The sequence below is a fragment of the Plebeiibacterium sediminum genome (assembly GCF_026013605.1).
In the GTDB taxonomy this organism is placed as follows: domain Bacteria; phylum Bacteroidota; class Bacteroidia; order Bacteroidales; family Marinilabiliaceae; genus Saccharicrinis; species Saccharicrinis sediminus.
Genome location: NZ_JAPDPJ010000136.1, coordinates 1 through 4,800, shown reverse-complemented (window position 1 = coordinate 4,800; position 4,800 = coordinate 1). Strand labels below are relative to the sequence as shown.

Genomic DNA, 4,800 nt, shown 5'->3' with positions numbered 1-4,800 from the left:
AATAGCCTATTCATTTTTTCCAAAGAAACCTGCTATTAAAGTTGAGAAAATTAAGTCTGATCAATTAGCCTTATTTTAGAATCGAACTGAGGTTATTACACAATGATAAATGGTAAAATACAGAGGATACAGGTTTATACATTTGTAAGAGATAAAGGTACGAGCTGCAAGCCGGAGCCGAATTGAGGAACGAAATCACGAATACCAAAACTAATAAACTATTTATGAGTAATGGGTGGTTGGGCTATTGCTCAATTGGAACAAAGCGGGAATCGCCAACACTAAATAAAATCAGTTTAATGTTGGCAAAGTCCTATTTTAGGAACAACCATAATGGTTGAACGACTTCAAAAACGTGGCTATATTGCCTTATCAGATATGCATAGTCAACTGCACTCTTCTTTGGCTTCAAATACTAATTCATTATTCCCCATGATGTAAGGAACCGCCTAGTACGAGAACCGTATGCTAGGTGGTGAGAGCTTCTCCACTAGGCTTTTAGTCTATCGGCGATCTACAATTGAGGCCTGGCATTTTGATTCATTTATAGGATTAGTTAATAAATAATTTAAAACTATAATTATTACTGTCTAATTGAACCTTAATCAGATAAATACCAGGTTCATAATTTGTAAACCTATGATTAAAAATATTTGACTTATTAAACTTTAATTCTTCTACTTTCCCTCCATTTAAGCTATAAATGATGATCTTTCCATCATTAAAGTCAGAATTAAAAACTAACTCTAAGGTTTCATTGGTATTTATTGGATTAGGGTAAGCAATAAAAGGTTCGTTCCTTTTATTCTCTTCAACCATAATTGTATCTGAGTTTAGGATGCAGCCATTTCTTGAATCACGAACTGAGACATATAATGAGCCTTTATAACCTTTGGGAATATGGGTAACAGGTATATCTGTTAATATTTCTTCATTTTGAAGAAACCACCTATAATTGGAATGCTCTTTTTGTTCATTACTTATGAAGTAAACGCCACCCCACTTATGTTCTATATTTGGATAGACAATATCATTGTAGATTGATACATAAATAGAATCTGTTATAATATTACCACACAAATCAGTTACTTCACAAATATATATTCCCTCATTAATTTTGGTCACTTCAGCAAGATCCACCTTGGAACTATCTGGACTAAGAATTAATTCGTTATTATAATACCATTGATAATCTAACTTAGAATCACCTGTTGAAGTAGCTTTTAAGATTGCTTCTAAATTTGGGCAATATAAATCACTACTTGATTCTATTTCTAAACTAGCTTTTTCACAAGGTCGGACTGAAAACATCGTCTCGAAATTTGAGTTAGTAAATGATTCATCTTCAATATAAGCAACAGCTCCTTTATCTATCGTTAATTCCAGTTGTGAATTAAAAAACCATGGCTCATAGGAGGTAATGATTAAAACTGTTTTATCTTCACTTAGTTGGAGAGTCTTAAATTCATTATTGCATGATAAATTAATTAAATCTGCATCTAATATCTTAATTGGTGCATTGAATGTTATGAGTAGTGGTGTGTCTATATTAATATTTTTTTCACTACTGACGGGTTCAATATGTATCACTTTCAAGCTTTCTATTTCTTTAAGATATTCATATGCCCCCTGATCAAGTAGACCTGTTGTTTTATCAATTCTGTTATTACCTTTCAAGTCATTCGCTGGTAATACATCCATGACATAATCAATATTAGCCATATTTATACAAGTGCTGGCACTCTTAAGGCTGTAATCCAGTGTATCCTTAAGGGTAAAAAGAGGATTTCCACTTATGAAGTTATGACTAATAACCGGCTCTTTTATATTTCCCCCAGCTCCATTGTATCCTCCTATATGGGCTTCGCTATCAGAGCTGATGTTTGCATTATTATAAAACACATTGTTAACAATAGTAGGACTACAATAAGAGTAATAGATAGCTTTCCCATATGAATCCTGTTTATTATTAACAATTGTGTTATTTGCTATTAATGAATTACCTACCCCTAAGTTTATTGCTGTTCCAAAAAAATTGGAACAGCCACAATAAACCTCGGAGTTAGAGATTAAATTTCCAATAATATTTATATCACATCGGCTATTAATTGCCATTCCATTGTTTACAAACTTATTATTTCTGACCATTGCCCCGTCAGAAAACAATTCCATCACTTTTGATTTATTGTTGAAGAAATTACAATTTTCAATAGTCATAGTCTCATCATTGTAACTAGCAACAACCGCCCTACCAACATTATTATTAATAAAATCACAATGCTTGACGTTAATATTTGATTTTGTGGAAAGAATACAGTAAGAATTTGCAAATGAATTTCCATGAATCTCACTTTTTATATCCTTAAAGCGACAATTGCTAATTTGTATTGAGGAATAATCAGCATCAACGCATGTTGCGCCACTCTCATTAATAAAGGAGTTAACAAAAATACAACCATTTAAAATTATGTTTTTTGATGATACGATAATTAAATTCGAGGAAGAACTTTGGTATTTATATAAAACGTAATCCGTTTTAGTATTAGGGTTAAAATTACTACCAAAGAAACAGTTATTAAAACTCACATCATCATAATTTACAATACTTATTGCATTGTATCTGGGAGAATAATCTGTTGGATAATTATCTTTATTAATATAGGATGGAACACCAATATTTTTAAAGTTGCAATATCTAAAAATTGAAGTATTTATCTTTGAATTATAAAAGCGTATGCCGCTCCATCCTTGTTCATACCTTCTGCCATCAATATATATATCTAAAGTGTCAACAGCATTGAATTCTATCCTGTTTTCTTTCGTTCCCAAAGCCTCTATTGAACCTAAAACTGATATCTGATAAGAATCCTGAAATTCAATATACGTTCCTTCTTCAATAGATAGTTTGCCTGACTTTTCTATGATAATATCTCCAATTACTCTTACTGTATCATTTATAATTCGATGATCCTTTATAATACCCTCAATACAGTTATCAGCTATTACAACACTGGTATCTTGATAGTAATTCAAACTTTCATCTTGGTTATTACTAATTTTTTTAATTAATCTCGCCTCGCCCTTCCATCCGTCTTTGGGATTAAGTGAAATACTAAACGATGAGTCATTCACACATGTCACAAAAACATCAAGATTATCGTTATCACTTTGTAGATTTACAAAATACTCATCCTTTATATCGCCATCATAAAAGGGAAACTCTATAGTTTGTATGGTGTTCTTTAAAATATGAATTGTGTCTTTGGGAATAATATAAGGTATACGATTAGGAGTAGGCTTTGAATACTCATATGCACCAATGTCTATTCTAGAATTTTCGCTATTAAATATTCGGTTATTGCCCAAAATATCTTCAGATAAATCAGAAGTATCAGAATTAGGATCACCTGCATCAATACAATACGAATTGTAAAGTTGAAAATCTCCTTTCTGACTATTTATAAAACCAGGTTCAACATCAATGCAGTTTTCATAAACCCCATTAAAATATCCTGAAATACCAACATCTGATGACTTAATTGATTTAAGTCCACCTTGAATATTGCAATACTTGAATTCGGGAAATTCATTAATACCAGTGACAACTGCATTATAATGTAAAGGCGAATTATAATAAACGATACAATTATGTAATTTATAATTTCCACTAAAGCTATATAATGTTTCTAGTCTATTGTAATCTCCACCTTTGCTGTTGTAACAAATATTACAATTTTTAAATACAGGAAAATCAAATGCTATAAAAGCAAAGTTGTTTGGAGCTTTATTAAAAGCAATAACACAACCAAGAAATTTAGCATTACCTTCAGCATAAACTCCTCCTACATTATTCCTAGCCTCATTGTGTATTATTTTTGTATTTACAACATTAACACAAGTGTTGGTATAGATTCCAGCTCCTTCCCATGCAATATTATTATGAATGACACAATGTGAAACAGTAACATTTGGAGCCTTTATTGATATTCCTCCGCCTAAATAGTTTTCACTAAACTCAATAGTACAAAATTTCAATAAAGAAGAATCCTGCTCTTTGTCGTCATTGTAAAATCTAATACCACCCCATCTCTCATTTTGATTTTCTGTAAATAAAATAGAATCATTTTTTTCACCATTTGCAACTAAACTACCCCAAACTGCAATTTCACATTTTGGATCTGATTTAATAATCACACCAGCTTCAATTATTAATTGCTCATTCTCTTTTATAGTAATATTATCCGTAATGATATAAGGTGAACTTTTCTTCTCCCATCTACCACTAACTTCTCCACCAGCTATATATGTTTGAGAGAAACAGCTTATTGAATACAAAGCAATAATTACTATCAGGAATAGTTTTATATTTTATATTTTTCATTTTACTTATTATACTTTTGGATTTTTATTAGTTGTAAATCTTTTTTGCTTGACTCGCAGAGTAGAGCCTGATAGTCTACTCTTACATACACCATAAAAGTAGTAATAATAAGTAAACTATCAGCGCCACCTTCATCAAACCGTACTTGAAGTTTTATTCACCTAATTTAAATTAATTAACCGTGTTCATGATTTTCAATTCCCTCATACGCCTTACCGATAGAGTTCTTTGTTTGATATTCATATAAATCTACCCAGCACCTATTTAAATTCATTAACTTAACTCGTTGTGTGAATTAAATAATCGAATAAAAAAAGTGCATGATTTTGGAATTTAGTATTTTAAGGTTGCGAAACAAAAAATATTAAAACCTCACATGCACGATATAAAGACGAATTTCGATAAAATTTTGGAAGTAT

At 31.0% G+C, this 4,800-nt stretch carries 1 protein-coding gene; it reads right to left on the bottom strand.

Annotated elements, in window-relative coordinates:
- Positions 1-552: 552 nt before the first annotated feature.
- Positions 553-4,335, bottom strand: a complete 3,783-nt coding sequence (locus OM075_RS24225) for a T9SS type A sorting domain-containing protein (RefSeq protein ID WP_301193144.1) — start codon at positions 4,333-4,335, stop codon at positions 553-555.
- Between the last annotated feature and the right edge of the window lie 465 nt (positions 4,336-4,800).